Origin of the sequence: Pedobacter petrophilus, from assembly GCF_009674725.1 — a bacterium.
In the GTDB taxonomy this organism is placed as follows: Bacteria; Bacteroidota; Bacteroidia; order Sphingobacteriales; family Sphingobacteriaceae; genus Pedobacter; species Pedobacter petrophilus.
In genome coordinates, this window is sequence record NZ_WKKH01000017.1 from 40668 (window position 1) to 58445 (window position 17778).

Here is a 17778-nt window from a genome sequence, read left to right on the forward strand (position 1 = left end):
ATTAACGTTTACTGAATTGGAATTTCTTACGAGCTTTTGCACGTCCTGGTTTCTTACGCTCAACCATACGCATATCACGCGTCATTAGGCCTTTAGCGCGTAAAGCAGGTTTTTTCTCCGCATCTAGTTCAACAATCGCTTTAGCAATAGCTAAACGAACAGCTTCTGCTTGTCCCTTTACTCCACCACCTTGAACGTTTACAGTGATATCATAACGACCTGTAAGCTCAGAAACCTCTAAACTTTGGTTTACGATATATTGCAACGGTAAAGTTGGGAAATATACTTTGTGATCTTTACCGTTAACGGTAATTACGCCAGCACCATCTTTTAAGTAGATACGTGCAACAGCTGTTTTTCTTCTGCCTGAAGTGTTAGTAACTGACATTTCTTAAAGTTTAATGGTTTTTGGAGATTGAGCTGAATGTGGGTGGCTTTCACCTGCATACACAAAAAGGTTTGTGTATAATTTTTTGCCCAATTTAGTTTTCGGTAACATACCACGTACCGCTTTCTCGATTACACGTTGAGGGTGTTTCGCCATTAACTCTTTTGGAGAGATAAAACGTTGACCACCTGGATAACCAGTATAAGAAACATATTGCTTTTCGCTGAATTTGTTTCCTGTCAATTTAACCTTGTCTGCATTGATAACGATAACGTTATCTCCGCAATCTACGTGTGGGGTGTACTCAGGCTTGTTTTTACCACGGATGATCATAGCGATCTTCGATGACAAGCGCCCCAAAATCTCGCCTTGCGCATCAACAACAATCCACTGTTTGTTAACAGTTTTCGCATTGGCCGAGACAGTTTTGTAACTTAACGTATTCACTTGCTTGTATTTAATTTATTAAACAATTTATTATTCCCATTAAAATTGGGACTGCAAAGATAGACAGAATACTTTTATTATCAAATAGTTGATGGAAAAAAGTTTACATTCTTTTGTGAGGACCAGGAGAGAAGAAATGAGTGTTGCAGGTGGTACTGAAAGCAAAAAGCCTGAATTTTACAATCCAGGCTTTCTACAATATGTTTTTTAAACTACAATTTTATTTCTTCATCCTTAGATGAGATAAAATGAAATTCATTTAAATAGTATGATGATTGTGCTTTAACTTTAATCCACTGGCCATATTTAAAAAACCAGCGGCGTTGTAAGTTCAAGATTCCTTTAGTAATATAAGCTTCAATATAAGGGTGAACACTTAGTGTTACGCCTTTTTCATTTTGCTCACGTAAAATATAATTAAGGTTGTTCTCAATATCATCCATTAAAACAATACTTGCTTTAATTTCTCCGGTTCCACCACAAGCCGGACATTTTTCTACCGTAACAATATTCATCTCCGGACGAACGCGTTGTCTGGTGATTTGTACCAAACCAAATTTGCTTGGAGGCAAAATGGTGTGTTTGGCTCTATCCAATAACATCAGCTCGCGCAAATAATCGAATAGCATTTTACGGTTTGTTGGCTTGTGCATATCGATAAAATCGATTACCACAATGCCGCCCATATCACGCAAGCGCAATTGACGGGCAATTTCTTTTGCCGCCTCTTTATTTACCTGTAAAGCATTTTCCTCCTGGTTTTCTTTACTGGCTGTACGGTTCCCGCTATTCACGTCTATTACGTGAAGTGCTTCGGTGTGCTCTACTACCAAATAAGCGCCACCTGGTAAGTTTACGGTTTTTCCGAAAGCATTTTTAATTTGCTTTTCTATTCCAAAATGATCGAAAATGGGTTCTTTCTGTTTGTACAATTTCACGATTTTTTCCATTTCAGGAGAAATATCATGTACATAAGAACGAATATCATCGAACAGCTCCGGCGTACTCACGTAAACGTTTGTAAAATCAGGATTCAGAATATCACGTATTAACGTTGATGATCTGTCCATTTCTCCCCAAACCCTTTTTGAAGGTTCAGTTGAAGGTACCTTTTTAATGAAGTTTTCCCACTTTGCAATCAGATCTAATAAATCTTTTTGCATTTCGGCAACTCCGCGGCCTTCAGAAACGGTTCTGATAATTACCCCAAAATTTTGAGGTTTAATACTTTCTATAATCTTCTTTAAACGATTACGTTCGGTATTACTTTTAATCTTTTTTGATACAGATATGGTATTGGAGAATGGCACCAGTACCACATACCTGCCGGCAATCGAAATGTCGGAGCTCAAACGTGGTCCTTTTGTAGAAATTGGCTCTTTAGCAATTTGTACAGGGAGGAGCATGTTTTTTGCCAGCACATCAGAAATTTTGCCTGCCTTATTAATATCGGCTTCGAGCTTTAAATTATCTAATAATGTGCCTGTAACCGAGCCATTACGCTTGATTTTAGTTAGCTTAATTAAAGATTGAACCTGAGGGCCCAAATCAAAATAATGCAAAAAAGCATCTTTTTCATAACCAACATCCACAAAAGCGGCATTCAGGCCAGGCATAATTTTTTTAATGCGACCTAAATAAATATCGCCTACGGCGTAGTTAGTATTGATTTGTTCTTTGTGAAGCTCAACAAGTTGTTTGTCTTCAATCAAAGCTATGGTAACTCCGGCAGGAGTCGAATTGATAATTAATTCTTTTACCAACAGCTACAGATTTAAGGCTATCGCCTATTAACAAATGGATAGTAAACGAGAAAAAAACCTGATATAGCCAACTTTATACGAAATCAAAAAAATCATATAAATACTTTAAACCTCACAGGTTTTACTATGAGGTTTAAAGGGCTTTTATCAAAATAAGAATCTATTTTTTCTTATGTCTGTTTTTTCTTAAACGTTTCTTACGTTTGTGGGTAGCCATTTTATGTCTTTTTCTTTTCTTACCGCTTGGCATAATTTTAAGTTTTAAATGTTTTTATTAATCCGTTAATTAATTTTTATTCTTTAGTTCAGCTACTTTCTTATCAATGAATGATGATAAGGTTGGGTTCGCTGCTAATTTTTTGCTTGATAAATAAGCATCCATTGCTTCTTTGTTCTTGCCTAAATTTTCTAAAGCTGTTCCTAAATAAAAATAGGCTTCAGGGGTAGGAGCAATTGCAATAACCGTATTGAAACGGGGAATTGCTTTGTCGAACTGGCCTGATTTTATAGAGAAGATTCCTAAATTCATATTTGCTTTAACATTTTTTGGCTCTTTAGCAACAACCTCAAGCAACATTGCAATTCCTTGCATTGGTGCTCCTAAGCCATTTACTATCGTTATGCCTAAGCCTGTTTTAGCCTCAATGTTATTTGCATCTTTCTCTAACACATTTTTGTAAGATGTATTGGCCTTCTGCAATAATGCAGGTTGAGCCAAGCTATCTTGGGTACTCTCAAAAGCCTTCATGAACTGATTTCCTGCGGCTAACCATGTTTTAGATGATGGTTCTCCCTGTGCAATCACTTCTAAATAAAGTGCTGATGGAGTAATTTGCTCCACATCGTCCCATTTCTGCGCCAATTGTTTCGCTACTTCAATTTTTTCTGCGCCTTTAGCACCTTTGTAACTGTTTTCTAATGCTGTAATATCTGTAGCCAAATTCTTGTTGAGTACATTCTTAGCCGCTATAGAAGAAGTTTCGATGCTTAGAACTGCAGTAGATGGTGTTGATGCTGTGCCAGCCATTTGTTCGCCGGCAGGCATCTTGCCATTTTCTTCTGTTGGTTTAACCAAACCCTTAATGTCTCTCGTGAATAAAAAAGCAACAAGCAATAAAACTGCTCCAATAATGATGATTTGTTTCGATCTGATGCTGCTATTCATAATAAGACTTAGGCTTCTACACTAATTTTTTTAGAGTTGCTTTTAACTTTATCAACAAAAACTTTTGCTGGTTTAAAGCTGGGTACAAAGTGTTCTGGGATAATTATTGCAGTGTTTTTAGAGATGTTTCTAGCAGTTTTTTGTGCTCTCTTCTTAACAACAAAGCTTCCGAAGCCTCTTACGTATACATTTTCACCGCCAATCATGCTTGTTTTGATAACCTTGAAAAATGCCTCAACTGTTTCCTGTACATCAACCTTCTCAATTCCGGTTTTTGTTGATATTTCTGAAATAATATCTGCCTTAGTCATATTTACTTATTTATATATATTGTGTTTTAATATTATAACTGTTTTGGGGTTGCAAAAGTATTGCTTTTTAATGAGATAGGGAAATAAAAGATGATTTTTTTATCTCCTGAGATATCAGGCAAATGCAAGATTTTTTTTTATCCAATAAATACGCCGTAATTTGCATCAATGACATTCCAGCTTGAACTGATAAATTGGTATCAAAATAATAAAAGAGATTTGCCCTGGAGGCACACAAACGATGCTTATACCATTTGGTTATCAGAGATTATACTCCAGCAAACAAGGGTAGAACAGGGCCTTCCTTACTTCAATAGTTTTTTAGAAAATTTCCCTACTGTAGGAGACTTTGCTGCTGCCACGGAAACCAGAGTTTTAAAACTTTGGCAAGGTTTGGGCTATTACTCCCGTGGGAGAAACATGCATGCTACTGCTCAAAATGTAGTGAATAATTTCAATGGAATGTTCCCAACCAGGCATGATGACCTCATCAAATTGAAAGGAATTGGTGAATATACAGCTGCTGCAATCTCATCTTTTTCTTCTGGTGAGGCCAGGGCGGTAGTAGATGGGAATGTATTCAGGGTATTGGCCAGGTACTTCGGCATTGAAACCCCTATAAATGCTCCGGCAGGAAAAAAGGAATTTTTTAAGCTCGCTAATGAACTTCTTTATCAGGAAGATCCGGCAACCTATAATCAATCAATTATGGAATTCGGTGCCATTCAATGTAAGCCAAAATCTCCAAATTGTAGTATTTGTCCATTAAACCAAACTTGTTTTGCTTTCACTCATCATCAGGTTAATTTACTACCGGTTAAGCTTCGTAAAGCGGCGCAGAAACACCGTTATATCAGTTATTTTATTTGTGAAAATGATGGGGAAGTTTTGGTGCACGAAAGGCAGGCAGGTGACATCTGGCAACATCTTTTCGATTTTCCCTCTATTGAAACAGTAGAAGAAATAAACTTAAACAGTTCGTCATTCGCGGAAACCGTAACCGAAACTTTTGGGGCAAATGCTGAGTTTATCCCGCTTGTAAATAAAAGACATATATTAACCCACCAAATTATCCATATACACTTTTTTGTATTAAATAATTATATATTTAACATTGATAAACAAAAGGAACTTAATTGGGTTTCTTTAAGTAGATTAAATGAATTGCCGCAGCCAAAAGTTATTCACGATTTCACAACAGAATATCTTCTAAATACGGAATGGACTAACTAACCATGATCCATTTAATTTATAATTTTAAAAAACTAACCAAAAATATTTATGTCTGGCATTAACAAAGTTATTTTAGTAGGCCATTTGGGCAAAGACCCTGAAGTACGTCATTTAGATGGTGGCGTTACCGTAGCAAGTTTCCCTCTTGCAACGTCAGAAACCTACAATAAAGATGGAAAACGAGTAGAACAAACGGAATGGCACAACATTGTATTGTGGAGAGGCCTTGCTGAGGTTGCTTCTAAATATCTGCAAAAAGGAAAACTCGTTTATATTGAAGGTAAGCTAAGAACAAGGTCTTTCGAGGATAAGGAAAAAGTTAAAAAGTATGTAACTGAAATTGTTGCGGAAAACTTCACCATGCTAGGCCGCAAAAGCGACTTCGAGCAGAGTCCTACGGCAACCATTCATCAGGCCCCGGCAGAACGTAAAATTGAAGATGAGTTTACCATCGGCCCATCAGATGAAAATGGTGATTTGCCTTTTTAATTTGTGATGAGCAGTAGAGATAAGCTTCTTCATCCTATCTTTTTACTTTCTATAATTTTACTGCTCACGAATGATTTCTTTTTAAAAGCATATTTTCATAACGAATTAACGGGAAAGCTCTCAGATTTTGCAGGTCTGTTTGCTTTCCCATTTTTTTGGAGCGCTGTTTTTCCGAAACGTATTAATTTTATTCATTTATCAACAGTCATCATATTTTTGTTTTGGAAATCCGGCCATTCACAACCGCTGATTAACTTTATAAATCTTTTTGGTTTTCAAACTTTTCGCACAGTAGATTATACAGATTATATTGCCTTCATTAGTGTATTAGCCTCTTACATCACCTTTTTTAAACCGCCTTTTGCCACATCCAGGCCATCTATAATCAGGTTTATAGCTTTGATCTCAATCTTCGCGTTCGTTGCCACCACTCAGGAGAGACAACAACCCACTTACGAAGAAGACTTTAAAACCATAGATTTATACAATCAAAGTGTACATCAGTTAACTGTGGTTGTGAATTTTAAATATTCCGACGTAGAATTGGCAGGCGATACCAGTTTAGATAACGAATTTAACCGCATTGATACTTTAAAATTAGCTTCCGGTAGTTATAACACAGTGAGAACACCTATTCCCTCTTGGAATAATTCAAAATTCCCGTCTGGTTTTAAGATTATAATTATTGATTCACTAGGTAAACTGCAAAAAATTTACAACAAGACGGCCTTTCTCATGGCTGTAGATACCAGCTACAATCGGCAGGCGCAGCATGAAAGTGGAAGTTCCTGGAGCCTGAAAATTGGGAAGAAGATACCGGAAAAGATTGCTCCATATACCATTTACGGGAGATGGCAGACAACTTCATCCTCACAAAGACAACATACTTTTGAAATCAGAGAACGTTATTGTTATGATGTTGATCCGGATAGTGACTTAGCCAGGTATGAATTAAAAGATAGTCTTATTACAGTTATGTATCCGAAGAAAAGGGTTAGTGGAAGGATTACTTATTTAAGCGAAAACGAGTTGTATATCACGTGGGATGATAGAAAAAAACTAAAGTATAAGAAGCTTTATCATTAGACCTACCTCACCTGGAGATAGGTCTGGATCTTTTTTATTCAACCGTTACAGATTTCGCCAGGTTTCTTGGCTGATCGATGTTACACCCTCTTAAAACCGCAATATGGTAAGATAGAAGTTGTAATGGAATAGTAGCCAAAAGGGGTAGAAATGCTTCATTTGCATCCGGAATTTCAATACAGTAATCTGCCATCTTCTTCACTTCTGTATCGCCTTCAGTAACAATTGCAATTACTTTACCTTTTCTGGCTTTTACTTCCTGAATGTTGCTGATTACCTTCTCGTATGATGAATTTTGAGTAGCGATAAAAACTACAGGCATTTCTTCATCAATTAAGGCGATGGGGCCATGTTTCATCTCTGCTGCAGGATAACCTTCAGCATGGATATAAGAGATCTCCTTAAGCTTTAAAGCGCCTTCTAATGCAACCGGAAATCCGCTCCCGCGACCAAGAAATAAGCAATTACGAGAATCTTTAATTTTCTCTGCAACCTCTTTAATTAATTTATCTGATTCCAGCGCTTTTTGAATTTTTTCCGGAATATGATCCAACTCTGTTAAAAGCTCTATCATTTTCGATTCTGTAATGGTTCCCCTTTGTTGCGCCATGTAAAAGGCCATTAAAGTAAGTACGGTTACCTGAGCGGTAAATGCCTTGGTAGAAGCAACCCCAATCTCCGGACCAGCATGAGTGTAAACACCGGCATGCGTTAAACGCGGAATTGATGCACCTGCTACGTTACAAATTCCGAAAATTGTAGCGCCACGTTCTTTAGCCATTTCAATAGCTGCCATGGTGTCTGCAGTTTCTCCGGATTGTGAGATCGCAATTACTACATCTTTCTCCGTAATGATTGGGTTGCGGTACCTAAACTCAGATGCATACTCCACTTCAACGGGAATTCTGGCGTATTCTTCAATCAGGTATTCGCCTACAAGGCCGGCATGCCATGAAGTTCCACAGGCAACAATAATAATTCTATCAATATTTTTAAGTTTCTCTGCGAATTCTTTTATTCCGCCAAGTTGAACCTTTCCCTCGCTTGGATAAATACGGCCACGCATACAGTCTTTAATCGATCGCGGCTGCTCATAGATTTCTTTCAGCATAAAATGCTCAAAACCACCTTTTTCCAGCATTTCTAACTTCAGCTCAAGTTCTTGTATTAATGGCGTTTGAACAATGTTATCCAGTTGTTTCACCAATAAATCATTTTTGGTAACCAGAGCGATTTCACCGTCTTTTAAATAGATTACATTTTTGGTATATTCAATAATAGGTGTGGCATCTGATGCGATGAAATATTCTCCTTTACCTACGCCAATAACCATCGGACTACCTTTTCTGGCTGCAATTAAACGATCTGGATGATCTTTATCCATAATCACAATTGCATAAGCGCCACTAACCTCATGTAAGGCCAAACGAACGGCTTCCAGCAGGTCTAAGTTTTCTATTTTTTGAATTTCTTCAATTAGATGAATAAGTACTTCTGTGTCCGTATCGCTTTTAAATTCATGGCCGCGACCCATCAATTCTTCTTTTAAAGTAGCATAGTTTTCGATGATACCATTGTGAATAATTGATAGTTTTTCATTATTTGAAGTGTGTGGATGTGAATTTCGATCTGATGGTACACCATGTGTTGCCCATCTGGTGTGCCCCATTCCGATAGTACCCGAACGATCCTGATTTTCTGCAAATTCTTCTAAAACGGCTACTTTACCCGCCTTTTTATAAATACTTTGTCCGCTATCATTCATTAGTGCTATACCGGCACTGTCATAACCTCTGTATTCCAATCTTTTCAGACCTTTTAAAACTATGGGCCAAGCCTCTCTATAACCGATGTAACCTACTATTCCACACATAAATTTGGGGTATTGCTAAAGTTGACGAATATACTAAACAAAGATTGTTCCGAATGAAAATAATTTTTCAGGCATAAAAAAACCTCAGCATTTTGGGCTGAGGTTCATTATAGGAATTAAACCTGTTAATTTATTTTAGTGTAATAAATGTTCAGTTTTATTTTATTTGTTGCGTTGCCAAAAGATCCGATAACAGATCTTCCTGCTGATGTACCCGATGGAGTAATGTCATAAGCGGCGGTAGATGATGGCGCTAAGAATGTTCCATAATCGGTAATTGTTTTATCAATAAGGCCCTGTACATATGCTGTAATATTGAACGTATATCTGTTATTCAGCGATTGGTAAGCGCCGCCAAACAAGCCCGTTGCACCAGAGCTTGCCAGGCTATTATAATCAGGTAATGTGGTAGGTTGTTCAGCAATATCCCAGCGATACAAAGCCAATCTTTCTGCCGGAACAAAAGGATTTGCAAATGAGCCATTGCTTACATCAACTACCAGTTCGGCCTTATTTACCACAACTTTACCATGAGTACCGGTAAAGTTTGCAAGATTTGGAAAAGAGATTTTTGTTTTTACACCTACCAAACCTTGTAAATAGGTTACATTATATTGTGTAGCGTTATTTGTTAATTGTGTTTGAACATCTGTACCGGTATAATCATGTTTAATATTTGCCGCCACTCCTGTTGATACCGAAATCGGGAAATTTACACTTGTAGTATCGATGCCATTACTGGTATTCGGCTTTTTATAAACCAATTGAACATAAGAATTGGCAGCAGCAAGATCAATAAAGGCTACCCCACCTCCAGCAATAGTAGATGATGTTTTATTCACTTCTGCATATAAACCTTTAAAATAATCTATAAACTTTGCATTGGTTGTAAATGTAGCTGCTGGCTGAGCTAAGATCGTGCTTTGAATAAATGCCCTGTTAAGCGGAATTCTAATCTGAGCCTTAACTGTTTTTAAAGTATCTTTTTTGCCTGCAATAATATCAAAAATCTTAATTGGTGTTTTTGGGAATATTTTGCTGTTAAAATTACCTAATAAAGTACTGTTGTGTGCCTGTACATCAGAACTCTTGAAGTTGGTTATTTTATTGGTTAGCTGATAAACATCAATACTGTACTTAGAAGTTGTGGTATCTCCATAAAACTGAGTACCCAGATTTAAAACCAATACGGCAGAATCTAAGGTAGCATTTGTGCCAAAATCCTGTGTCATTGTAGCAGGGGGTGCTACTGCCATTGCCAGGCTAGATTCTGTTTTTCCAAAAACCGGATCAACCATATAGCCTATCGGATGCTGGGCCAATCCACCAGTAACAATATCGTTTTCTTTAATGGTTTGTGAGTTTATCTGCTCATTATTAACCAAAGTACCTTCGATAGCTGCATTTGGATCAACATCTAAGCCAACAGCACCTGGGTTTTTACATGATGCAAAAAGAAAAAGACCTATCAACAGGGTTAATAAGTCTTGTTTTGTAAATTTCATATTTAAAATAATAATACCTGATTAAGCAACTGAAACCAATTCATCATTTGAAATTTCTTCATAAAAAGTATAGAAGTTTTCAAAATTCTCGGTTAAGTTAAATGCTAATGTTGGTTTATTGGAATCTTTAACAAATTTTAACACAGCCGCATCAAGATTCTCATCTGCTAAAACTACTGCATCAGAGTGAGTTACCGCACCAATATGCATGCTGTTGCAATCTGCCGGAACGAAAGCTTTAGTATCTTCTTCAGTCATGTTAGCCATTACTGCTTTAGATGCAAATTTATCGTTCAGTGTTTCTGTAAAACCATCTTCGTAAATAGAATACACTACTTTTGAATTCTTGAAAGTAGGATCGTTTTTATAAGTAGTTTTAATATAAGCAGGAACTAAAGCGCTCATCCAACCATGACAGTGAACAATATCTGGAGCCCATCCTAATTTTTTAACGGTTTCCAGTGCGCCTTTGCAGAAGAAAATTGTACGCTCATCATTGTCGTCAAAGAATTTTTCATTCGCATCTCTAAAGACTTGCTTACGTTGAAAATATTCTTCGTTATCAAGGAAATACACCTGCATACGTGCAGCGGGGATGGATGCTACTTTAATAATTAAGGGATTATCATTGTCGTCGATAATGATGTTCATTCCCGACAAGCGGATGACTTCGTGTAAACGGTTTCTTCTTTCGTTGATGTTGCCGAACTTAGGCATCAAGATGCGGATTTCAAATCCTTTTTCTTGCATAGCCTGTGGTAGTTGACGGGTGATTTCAGAAATTTTAGTGAGCTCGAGGAAAGGCGACATCTCGTGTGTAACAATCAGCAGCTTTGTTTTTGCCATCTCCATATTCTAAGAAAATATTAAGTTAAATAAAAGATAATGAGCTGCAAAGGTAAGCATAATAATACTATTTATCAATATAGCAAGCATTTGTTTGGTTTCGTTTAGATTAATTTACACCTTTACTATTTAATTTAGATAGACCAAATTGGAAATATTTAAAACCAAAGCAACGCTTAAAGCTTTCTTAAAACCTTTAAAAGAATCGGGTAAAAAAATAGCACTTGTACCTACAATGGGTGCGTTGCATAATGGCCATATTTCTTTAATTAAACTGGCCCAGCAAAATGCAGACATCATAATCTGCAGTATTTTTGTAAACCCTACGCAATTTACAGATCCGAAAGATCTGGAGAAATATCCCCGCCCTATTGAACACGATTTAGCCATGCTGGAAAGTGCAGGTTGTAGTGGTGTGCTCATGCCGAATGTGGAGGAAATGTATCCTTTAGATGAAGACGAAAACTGGCACATTAACCTCGGTAAAGCAGAATTTTTACTGGAAGGTGAGTTTAGAAAAGGCCACTATCAGGGCGTTACGCAAATTGTAAAAAAACTTTTTGATGCTGTAGAGCCTGATGTAGCCATGTTTGGTCAGAAAGATTTTCAGCAGGTATTGATGATCAAAAATATGGTTAAATATTTTGATCTTCCTATTCAGATTATCACCTGTCCTATTATCAGGGAAGATGATGGACTGGCAATGAGTAGCCGCAATATTCACTTATCTGCTGCTGACAGGCAACATTCTTTAGTGTTAAATGAATCTCTTCACTTTGTGGTTAAACACTTTGATGAATATTCATTGGAGGAACTGGAAGCAAAGGCGAAAATCTTTTATAAAGATATTGAAGGAGTAGAACTGGATTATTTTACCATCGCCAATGGCAATACCTTAGAGCCGGCAGCATCAAAAGATGAAGAAAATTTAGTGGCATTGGTTGCTGCTAAAGTTGGCTCAACACGTTTAATCGATAATATGATTATTAAGTAAACGTATCTTGATAATAAAGTATTTAGTATTAAGACAGTTGCGGGTTACCCCTATATTGTTCTGTTTAATGGAGATTATTTCTTTCCTTTAGTTTTGATGCTTTTCACTTCGGCCGGAAACTCCAAACTGATGACTGAAAACTGCAAACTGATTATTAACTTTGCCAAATGGTTATTACAATATTAAAATCGAAAATACACCGTGTGAAAGTAACACAAGCTGAACTAAATTATGTTGGCAGTATTACGATAGATGAAGATTTGATGGATGCGGCCAATATTATCGCTAATGAGAAGGTACAAATTGTCAATAATAATAATGGTGCCCGTTTCGAAACTTATGTAATTAAGGGCGAACGTGGTACCGGAACAATCTGTTTAAATGGTGCAACAGCTCGCCTGGCTCAGCTAGGTGATATCCTTATCATTATGTCATACGGAAGCCTTCCGATCGATGAGGCGAAGAAATACAATCCTATCCTTGTTTTTCCGGATGACAATAATCATTTACTGAAATAACGTTGTGGCCCTCGATCTGAAAACGGCAGTAAAATACCTCATCATGCTTTTGATCGGTGTAGGTATTTTATCTCTGGCGTTTAGAGGGCAGGATTTGGGAAAAATCTGGCTGGAGATTAAAACAGCCAACCTTTTTCATGTTATCATCTCTGCGTTATGCGTTTTAATTGCTTACCTGCTCAGGGCATTACGCTGGCAGATGCTTTATAAATCCATTCACTATCAGGTTGGTTTCTGGAATGTATATCACGGTGTAATTATTGGTTATTTAGCAAATTTAGCCTTACCACGCTTTGGTGAAGTTGTTCGCTGTTCTGTAATGCACAAGACCGAAAGGGTTCCAATATTCTCATCGCTGGGGACGGTAATTACAGAAAGGCTTTTTGATGTATTGATGCTTTTTCTAACCGGCTTAGCAATGCTCATTTTTCAATATGATTTAGTATTTGATTTTCTTTATCACCGCATTTACCAAAATATCACAAATTACTTCATACATCTTAACTATGCCTGGCTGGTGGCATTTGGAATTTTCATGGTTTCACTTTGCGGTTTGTTAGTTTATTTTCTACGCAGGAGAGTCAGCAAAAAGTTCCTGAGAATTTTTGTGAGCCTGAGGCAGGGATTCGGATCTTACAGCAAAATGAAAAATAAGGCGTCATTTTTACTTTGTACAGTCGGTATCTGGAGTTTTTACCTGGTTTCTATGTATTTCTGCTTCTTTGCCATTCCCTCAACCAGTCATTTGCATTTTAACGCTGCATTTACAGCGCTTGTATTTTCCGGATTTGCTATGGCTGCACCTGTGCAGGGTGGAATAGGAGTTTTCCACTGGATGGTAGCACAATCTTTAATTCTATATTCCATTTCTTTAAAGGATGGATTAGCCTATGCTACCATTATTCATTCCTCACAGGTCTTACTTATTCTCATTTTAGGGTGTTTAAGTATATTTTTAACATTAACGAAGCCTGATCCCAAACAAATTAAATCATAATAAGGTCTGTCTGTTTGTTCTTAAGCGCTTTCATTTTCAGGTGGCCAATTGCTTTTTGGAATAATTATTTCAATAAAATTACTATGCAGCCATAGCAATTTTAGATTTGAAATGCTACATTTGATTTACTAACCCTTTATACCTAAATGTTATGCATTTCGAATTAAGTGAAGAGCAAATAATGATACAGCAGGCTGCAAGAGATTTTGCACAGCAAGAATTAAAGCCTGGTGTGATCGAACGTGATGAGCATCAAAAGTTTCCGGCAGAACAAGTGAAAAAGCTGGGCGAACTTGGTTTCCTGGGCATGATGGTGAGCGAGAAATACAATGGAAGTGGCCTTGATGCCATTTCTTATGTTTTGGTGATGGAAGAGCTTTCGAAAATTGACGCATCATCATCTGTAGTGGTTTCGGTAAATAATTCTTTGGTTTGCTATGGATTAGAAGCTTATGGTAGTGAAGCGCAGAAAGAAAAATACCTTAAACCACTGGCATCTGGAGAAAAAATTGGTGCGTTCTGTTTATCAGAGCCAGAAGCCGGGTCAGATGCTACTTCACAACGTACTACTGCAGAAGATAAAGGTGATTATTATCTCTTAAATGGAACAAAAAACTGGATCACTAATGGTAGTTCAGCTTCAACATATCTGGTTATTGCACAAACTCACCCCGAATTAAGACATAAAGGGATCAATGCTTTTATTGTTGAAAGGGGGATGGAGGGCTTTACTATTGGTCCGAAAGAAAACAAGCTGGGCATCCGTGGCTCTGACACGCATTCTTTAATGTTTAATGATGTTAAGGTGCCGAAAGAAAACAGGATAGGTGAGGATGGATTTGGATTTAAGTTTGCCATGAAAACGCTGGAAGGCGGCAGGATTGGGATTGCAGCACAGGCCCTTGGAATTGCTCAGGGTGCTTTTGAGCTGGCTACCCAATATGCTAAGGAGCGTAAGTCGTTTGGGAAACCGATATCGGAACATCAGGCGATTGCCTTTAAACTGGCTGATATGGCCACGCAAATTGAAGCGGCAAGACTATTGGTTTACAAGGCTGCCTGGTTAAAAGACCAGGGTTTGCCTTATACCCAGGCTGGCTCTATGGCTAAGCTGTTTGCCTCTAAAGTAGCAATGGATGTAACTATTGAAGCCGTTCAGGTGCACGGAGGATATGGTTTTGTGAAAGAATACCACGTTGAGCGCTTAATGCGCGATGCAAAAATTACCCAGATTTATGAAGGAACCTCGGAGATTCAAAAAATGATTATTTCGAGGGAAGTGATACGCTGAGATTTAGTCAATAGTCTTTAGTCGATAGTCTGGAGTCTATTGTTTGATGTAGCATAGTTTCGATTTTAGTCTGACCGTTAAATTAAAAGCCTGTGAATTTAAGTGCATTACTTAATATCACAGGCTTTTAATATATGTCGTATTATGTGTTTGAACTGTAGACTCACGACTTTTGACTCAAGACTACAGACTCGCTATTCTTTCTCTCCGGCAACAGCGCTAAAGATTGCTTTGATCAGGGCCACAATAATGGCTAAAAATGCAGCTGCGAAGAAACCAGTAGTATTGAAAGAGGTCATCATGCTGTCTACCAATAAGATCATCAACACGGTGATAATGAAAGATACCAGGCCTAATGTTAAAAAGTTAATGGGAAAAGTCAGTAATCTTAAAATAAAGCCAATAGTGGCGTTGGCCAGTGCAATTAGAACGGCAGCACCAAGGGCACTCGCAAATCCGGTTACTTCTACACCGGGAACCAGTTTGGCGCCAATAAAAAAGGCAAGTCCCATCAAAAGAACTTCAATAATTAATCTCATAATGTTAAATTTGTTAATGTTTAAAAGCTTGTATAAAATTTTTGCAGTTGTGATAATAGCAACTCCTTTAATTTCTTGTTCTGGTAAAAACAAAAAACCTGTAATTAAGTTTTCAGCGGATAGTGCATCAATAGTAATCAAAAATATTGATGAGGCGAGTTTGCTACAAGTTAAAAATCAATATCAGGGAAATGCTGATTCAGTAGAATTAATTTCTGTTTTGTTAAAGCCAGGAGAACTGGATAGTTTACAAGATGATATCGTTGTGCCTGGAAAAGTTATCGTCACTGGCGATTCTGTCGTTTTCGTACCTGAACAACCTTTTCAGAAAAATAAAAGTTACCGGGTAGAAAATTACATCGGAATTAAGTTCGCAGGTCTGAGTAACTTACTTAACGGTACTGCCAGGCACAATTTACAGCCGCAAAAGCAAATACTTAAACGGTAATAATCAGCATAATAAGAGATAAGTATTTGATTTTTCGTAAGAAAGTACTATATTTGCATCGTAATCGAAGAAAAGAGAAGGGGACAATGTCCCCTTTTTCTATGAAATCAGGTTAAAATATGCAGGTAGAAAAGAAAGTTGCAAGCCTCGTTGAGGAAAAGATTGCAGATCGGCCAGAGCTTTTTTTGGTTGAAGTGAAAATGTTGCCAAACAATAAATTGATTATTCATGTTGATGGCGACGAAGGTATTAGCATACAGGATTGTGTGGCAATTAGCAGGCATGTGGGTTTTCATTTAGAAGAGGAAAACGTGATTGAGCAGGCTTATAATTTAGAAGTTTCTTCTCCGGGTGTTGGTGAGCCATTAAGATTAAACCGCCAATACGTAAAAAATATAGGACGTACCTTAAGTATTAAACTTAAGGATGGCCTTAAAAAGGAAGGAAAGCTTTTAGAAGTTACAGAAGACAATCTAATTTTAGAAGAATCGGTTAAAGAAAAAGGGAAAAAAGCGGTAAATGTTGAAACAACTATACCGTTTAATGATATATTAGAAACAAGTGTGTTAATTTCATTTAAGTAAAAATGAGTACTACAACAATTAATTTAATCGACTCTTTCCAAGAGTTTAAAGATTTCAAAAATATAGATCGCCCTACGGTGATTAGTGTGTTGGAAGAAGTTTTTCGTAGCATGTTGCGTAAAAAATACGGAACAGACGAAAACTGTGATGTGATTGTGAATCCGGATAACGGAGATTTAGAGATCTGGAGAACCAGAAAAGTAATGGAAGATGGTTTTTCTGAAGATGATGATTTAGAAATCGAGCTTGCCGAAGTTTCTAAATTAGACAATACATTAGAAGTTGGAGACGATTATATTGAACAAATTACTTTAGAAAGTTTCGGTCGCAGAGCGATTTTAGCTGCACGCCAAACATTGGTTTCTAAAGTATTGGAATTAGAAAAAGATGAAATTTTCAAAAAATATAAAGATCGTGTAGGTGAGATTATCACTGGCGAGGTTTATCAGGTTTGGAAAAAAGAAACTTTAGTTTTAGATGATGAAGGCAATGAACTTTTAATGCCTAAAACAGAACAGATTCCTGCAGATTATTTCAAAAAAGGCGATTCTGTGAGAGCGGTAATCTCCAAAGTAGAAATGATTAATGCGAACCCAAAAATTATTATTTCAAGAACGGCACCTGAGTTTTTACAACGTTTGTTCGAACTGGAGGTTCCGGAAATTTTCGACGGTTTAATTACCATTAAGAAAATTGTTCGTGAACCAGGAGAACGTGCAAAAGTTGCTGTAGAATCTTACGACGACCGTATTGATCCGGTAGGTGCTTGTGTAGGAATGAAAGGATCTCGTATCCATGGCATCGTTCGCGAATTGAAAAACGAAAATATTGATGTGATTAATTTCACAAATAATATCTCATTATATATCACACGTGCTTTAAGCCCGGCAAAAATCACTTCAATTAAATTGGATGATGAAACTAAACATGCATCGGTTTATTTAAAACCTGATCAGGTTTCATTGGCAATCGGACGTGGCGGACATAACATAAAACTAGCTGGTAAATTAACTGGTTATGAGATTGATGTTTACCGTGAGGCTGGAGAAGAGAGTGACGAGGATGTGGATTTGGAAGAATTCTCAGATGAGATTGATAGCTGGATTATTGATGAATTAAAGGCTATCGGGTGCGATACTGCTAAGAGTGTTTTGGCACTTACAGTAGAAGATTTGGTAAAACGCACAGACTTAGAAGAAGAAACCATTAAAGAAGTGGTTCAGATTTTACAGTCAGAATTTGAATAAGTGGTGTAATTGCCAAATAAACACTACTTTTGTATTATATTAAAAAATAACAGG

19 protein-coding genes are annotated in these 17778 nt (G+C 37.2%); 10 read left to right on the plus strand and 9 right to left on the minus strand.

Features of this window, described 5'->3' with window-relative positions; genetic code table 11:
• Position 1: 1 nt before the first annotated feature.
• From rpsI to GJU39_RS12380, 5 genes are all read right to left on the minus strand, one after another.
• Complete coding sequence (gene rpsI, locus GJU39_RS12360) at positions 2-388, minus strand: 30S ribosomal protein S9 (RefSeq protein WP_154281111.1); 387 nt, start codon at positions 386-388, stop codon at positions 2-4.
• 3 nt (positions 389-391) lie between these two features.
• Positions 392-835 (minus strand): 50S ribosomal protein L13, encoded by a 444-nt coding sequence (rplM, locus tag GJU39_RS12365; protein WP_131557562.1) that lies wholly within the window; start codon positions 833-835, stop codon positions 392-394.
• A gap of 212 nt (positions 836-1047) precedes the next feature.
• A complete protein-coding gene (locus GJU39_RS12370) occupies positions 1048-2598 on the minus strand; it encodes an Rne/Rng family ribonuclease (RefSeq protein ID WP_154281112.1) in 1551 nt (516 codons plus the stop codon).
• A 286-nt stretch (positions 2599-2884) separates the two neighbouring features.
• Positions 2885-3763 carry a tetratricopeptide repeat protein gene (locus GJU39_RS12375; RefSeq protein ID WP_154281113.1) on the minus strand — a complete coding sequence of 293 codons (879 nt, stop codon included), beginning with the start codon at positions 3761-3763 and terminating at the stop codon, positions 2885-2887.
• 8 nt (positions 3764-3771) lie between these two features.
• Complete coding sequence (locus tag GJU39_RS12380; RefSeq protein ID WP_010601128.1) at positions 3772-4074, minus strand: HU family DNA-binding protein; 303 nt, start codon at positions 4072-4074, stop codon at positions 3772-3774.
• Between the two features lie 168 nt (positions 4075-4242).
• Between GJU39_RS12380 and mutY the strand changes: the two genes are divergently transcribed.
• From mutY to GJU39_RS12395, 3 genes are read left to right on the plus strand one after another with little or no spacing between them, the layout of a single operon-like run.
• On the plus strand, positions 4243-5307 hold the full coding sequence (gene mutY, locus GJU39_RS12385; protein WP_154281114.1) for an A/G-specific adenine glycosylase: 1065 nt from the start codon (positions 4243-4245) through the stop codon (positions 5305-5307).
• 48 nt (positions 5308-5355) lie between these two features.
• Positions 5356-5796: a single-stranded DNA-binding protein gene (locus tag GJU39_RS12390; RefSeq protein WP_154281115.1), complete on the plus strand. Its 441-nt coding sequence runs from the start codon at positions 5356-5358 to the stop codon at positions 5794-5796.
• Positions 5797-5802: 6 nt separating this feature from the next.
• Positions 5803-6882 carry a hypothetical protein gene (locus GJU39_RS12395; protein ID WP_154281116.1) on the plus strand — a complete coding sequence of 360 codons (1080 nt, stop codon included), beginning with the start codon at positions 5803-5805 and terminating at the stop codon, positions 6880-6882.
• Positions 6883-6916: 34 nt separating this feature from the next.
• Here GJU39_RS12395 and glmS read toward each other — a convergent pair whose 3' ends face one another.
• The 3 genes from glmS to GJU39_RS12410 form a co-directional block, all read right to left on the minus strand.
• The gene (gene glmS, locus GJU39_RS12400) at positions 6917-8755 is read right to left on the minus strand and encodes a glutamine--fructose-6-phosphate transaminase (isomerizing) (protein ID WP_154281117.1); all 1839 of its coding nucleotides are present in this window, start codon (positions 8753-8755) and stop codon (positions 6917-6919) included.
• A gap of 125 nt (positions 8756-8880) precedes the next feature.
• Positions 8881-10260, minus strand: coding sequence for a DUF4270 domain-containing protein (locus tag GJU39_RS12405; protein ID WP_154281118.1), 1380 nt, complete (start codon positions 10258-10260; stop codon positions 8881-8883).
• 21 nt (positions 10261-10281) lie between these two features.
• The gene (locus GJU39_RS12410) at positions 10282-11106 is read right to left on the minus strand and encodes a glycogen/starch synthase (RefSeq protein ID WP_154281119.1); all 825 of its coding nucleotides are present in this window, start codon (positions 11104-11106) and stop codon (positions 10282-10284) included.
• A gap of 148 nt (positions 11107-11254) precedes the next feature.
• Between GJU39_RS12410 and panC the strand changes: the two genes are divergently transcribed.
• From panC to GJU39_RS12430, 4 genes are all read left to right on the plus strand, one after another.
• Positions 11255-12100 carry a pantoate--beta-alanine ligase gene (panC, locus tag GJU39_RS12415; protein WP_154281120.1) on the plus strand — a complete coding sequence of 282 codons (846 nt, stop codon included), beginning with the start codon at positions 11255-11257 and terminating at the stop codon, positions 12098-12100.
• A 167-nt stretch (positions 12101-12267) separates the two neighbouring features.
• On the plus strand, positions 12268-12618 hold the full coding sequence (gene panD, locus GJU39_RS12420) for an aspartate 1-decarboxylase (protein WP_131028219.1): 351 nt from the start codon (positions 12268-12270) through the stop codon (positions 12616-12618).
• A 4-nt stretch (positions 12619-12622) separates the two neighbouring features.
• Positions 12623-13615, plus strand: a complete 993-nt coding sequence (locus GJU39_RS12425) for a flippase-like domain-containing protein (protein WP_154281121.1) — start codon at positions 12623-12625, stop codon at positions 13613-13615.
• A 151-nt stretch (positions 13616-13766) separates the two neighbouring features.
• Positions 13767-14906, plus strand: coding sequence for an acyl-CoA dehydrogenase (locus tag GJU39_RS12430; protein ID WP_154281122.1), 1140 nt, complete (start codon positions 13767-13769; stop codon positions 14904-14906).
• Positions 14907-15100: 194 nt separating this feature from the next.
• Here the strand turns inward: GJU39_RS12430 and GJU39_RS12435 are convergent, their stop codons facing one another.
• The gene (locus tag GJU39_RS12435) at positions 15101-15445 is read right to left on the minus strand and encodes a phage holin family protein (RefSeq protein ID WP_154281123.1); all 345 of its coding nucleotides are present in this window, start codon (positions 15443-15445) and stop codon (positions 15101-15103) included.
• Between the two features lie 49 nt (positions 15446-15494).
• On the opposite strand from GJU39_RS12435, the gene GJU39_RS12440 reads away from it, so the two are divergent.
• The 3 genes from GJU39_RS12440 (at position 15495) to nusA (ending at position 17724) form a co-directional block, all read left to right on the plus strand.
• Positions 15495-15893, plus strand: a complete 399-nt coding sequence (locus GJU39_RS12440) for a hypothetical protein (RefSeq protein WP_154281124.1) — start codon at positions 15495-15497, stop codon at positions 15891-15893.
• A 119-nt stretch (positions 15894-16012) separates the two neighbouring features.
• Positions 16013-16477, plus strand: coding sequence for a ribosome assembly cofactor RimP (gene rimP, locus GJU39_RS12445; RefSeq protein ID WP_154281125.1), 465 nt, complete (start codon positions 16013-16015; stop codon positions 16475-16477).
• Between the two features lie 2 nt (positions 16478-16479).
• Positions 16480-17724: a transcription termination factor NusA gene (nusA, locus tag GJU39_RS12450; RefSeq protein WP_154281126.1), complete on the plus strand. Its 1245-nt coding sequence runs from the start codon at positions 16480-16482 to the stop codon at positions 17722-17724.
• The last annotated feature ends 54 nt before the right edge of the window (positions 17725-17778 follow it).